The sequence below is a fragment of the Arthrobacter sp. 2YAF22_2 genome (genome assembly GCF_052114645.1).
Lineage (GTDB): Bacteria > Actinomycetota > Actinomycetes > Actinomycetales > Micrococcaceae > Arthrobacter.
Genome location: NZ_JBFRFD010000527.1, coordinates 1 through 2,398, shown reverse-complemented (window position 1 = coordinate 2,398; position 2,398 = coordinate 1). Strand labels below are relative to the sequence as shown.

3 protein-coding genes and 1 pseudogene are annotated in these 2,398 nt (G+C 69.6%); all 4 read right to left on the bottom strand.

Going from position 1 to position 2,398, the window contains the following annotated elements; all coding sequences use genetic code 11:
• Positions 1-138 (bottom strand): annotated as a pseudogene (locus AB4Y86_RS16865) (thioesterase family protein); the annotation flags it as partial.
• 23 nt (positions 139-161) lie between these two features.
• Positions 162-962 (bottom strand): CPBP family intramembrane glutamic endopeptidase, encoded by an 801-nt coding sequence (locus AB4Y86_RS16860; protein ID WP_441403318.1) that lies wholly within the window; start codon positions 960-962, stop codon positions 162-164.
• Between the two features lie 91 nt (positions 963-1,053).
• The gene (locus AB4Y86_RS16855) at positions 1,054-1,611 is read right to left on the bottom strand and encodes a hypothetical protein (protein ID WP_441403317.1); all 558 of its coding nucleotides are present in this window, start codon (positions 1,609-1,611) and stop codon (positions 1,054-1,056) included.
• 111 nt (positions 1,612-1,722) lie between these two features.
• A partial coding sequence (locus AB4Y86_RS16850) for a response regulator (RefSeq protein WP_441403316.1) occupies positions 1,723-2,398 on the bottom strand: 676 nt, incomplete at its 5' end.

The following is a 2,398-nucleotide window of genomic DNA, read 5'->3' as shown; positions in this document are numbered from 1 at the left end:
AATACCGGACGCGGGGGCCATGTGCTGTTCGTGCACGTTCCAGGCGCCTTGGGCGTGGATGGTGGAGCGGAAACGCCCCTCCCCCAACGCCTCGTAGTAGAAATCGCCCTCGGCCAGCACCGGTAGTTCAGCAGTCAACGTCGAGCCTTTCGCATCATCAATCAGAGAATCCCCACCACCCTATCGCCTGGGGCCGCCGCCTCTTCGCGGCGCCCTGGTCCGGCAGCCGCGCCGGCCACCTCGCCGGCGCGGGCCGCCCCGGCGGCCGGGCGGCGGCGCAACAGGACCAGGCCGAAGACCAGCAGGACGACGTCGCCGCCAATCATGATGCCCCAGCGACAGGCGCTGCTGACGTCGCCGAGCTGGAGTGCGATGTCCGAGACTGCGTGGATGAGCACCAGCGGCCAGATCGACGAGCCTCGCATCCGCAAGGCCGCCAGGCCGAATCCGGAGCAGCTGGCCCCGACCACCTGGGCGGCCGTCACGACCGGGTTCGCGCCGAAGGCGATGTTGCACAGGTGCATGAGGCCAAACAGCGCGGAGGCGAGGCCGGCTGCCCGCAGCGGGGTCCAGGACGCGAGGGCATTAAAAATTACCCCGCGGAACCACAATTCCTCGTAGACGCCGGTGGCCAGATAGCCCACTACAATCACGACGGTCGCCGTCGCCCCTACGTCCTTGATCCCGCCAACAAAGGGCGCGATGGCCAGGACCGCGGGAACGGCCAGGAGGGGGGCCCGCCATCGTCCGGAGGTGAAGACGTCACGGCTGCGGAATGCGACATAGCCGGCTGCGGCCACGGCCAGGGCGAGTACGGCAATGAACCGCTGTTGCATGGGTTCGAGGTCCGGCGCCAGCCAGCCAAGCAACAGGGCAGCGCCCAGGGTGGCTGCCGCGGCGGCTGCGGCCAGCAGCAGCGCCGTGGCGAACGGACGGGGTTGGGGTGCGGGCCGGGTGCTCATGAAGGATCCTTTTCCTGGGTGCGGAGGGGCGGGGTGGTGAACGATTTGGACGGGGCTGGTGTGTACGGTCTGGGCTTGAGGGCGTTGGTCTTCAGGCGCGGATAACCGGCAGCTGCGGCGCGGCTTGGTTGGCGCCACCGCCGCCGGGGAGAGCGCCGGCCGGGAGGGCGCGCCAGCGCAGGGCGGTGACCAGGACGCGTGAGCCCACCATGGCCAGGGCCATGACGACGAAGGCCGCCGTCCATGATTCGCCGCCGGAAATGTGGTTGCTGATCGAGAAGTCCCGGACGGCCCCCGAGGCCCAGCCGGCGGCGGATTCGGCGAAGCCGATGCGGCCGCCGATCACGAGGATCCAGAGCAGGGCGTAGGCGGCGCCGGCGCGGCTGGCGACGGAGCCGTCGGACCGCCGCTCCAGGCGCATGAAGATGCCCGCCACGATGCCCAGCGCGGTGCCGGCGCAAGCACCGATGGCGGCGAGCGCCGTGTCGTTTCCGGAGGCCGGCGCGGCAGACAGGAGCAGGAAGCCGGCGAGCAAGGCGAGGATGAGGGGAAGCACCAGCCGGCGGCCGGTGACCGTGCGGGTGCCCAGGTTGCTGCCGAGAATAAAGACGAGCAGTCCGAGGTTCAGAAGCCATTGTGCGGTAGTCATGGCTCCAAGGTACTGACGCGGATTCCGCGGCGATTCGGCCCCCCGGTGGAACCTGTTGTCCGGCTCTCCACCCGTGGGTGGAGGCGCGGGTGGAGGCGCGGGAGGGTCCCTTCAGCCGGTGGCGATCCCCTGGCGGAAGGCGTAGGCGACCAGCTGCGCCCGGTCCCTCAGTGCGGTTTTGGCCAGCAGGTGGTTGATGTGGGTCTTGACCGTGGAGTCGGAGACGAAGAGCCGGCCGGCGATTTCAGTGTTGGACAGCCCCTCCGCAATGAGTGCCAGGACGTCCAGTTCCCGCGGGGTAAGCCCACCGGGCGCCGCGGCCGGCAACCCCGGGGCGGCCAGAGCCTTTCCTTCCCCCCGCCCCAGCACCTCCAGCAGCCGCCGCTGCACCGTGGGATCCAACTGCGCGTCCCCGGCGGCGACCGTCAGCAACGCCTTCCGGATCTCTTCGGCGTCGGCGTCCTTGGTCAGGAAGCCTTTCGCGCCGGCCCGGAGGGCGGAAAACACCCAGTCGTCGTCCGCGAAGGTGGTCAGCACCACCACCCCGCACGACGGCACTTCGCGGCCGAGGATTGCCGTGGCCTCGACCCCGTTCAGGACCGGCATGTGCAGATCCATGAGGACGACGTCGGGATTCAGCCGTCCGGCTTGGCGGACGGCATCGGCGCCGTCCACTGCAACACCGACAACGCTGATTCCGTCGAGGAACCCGAGGATCATGGCCAGGCCGTCCCGGACCACTTTTTGGTCGTCCACTATCAGCACCCGCACTTGCCCGTCGCCCATC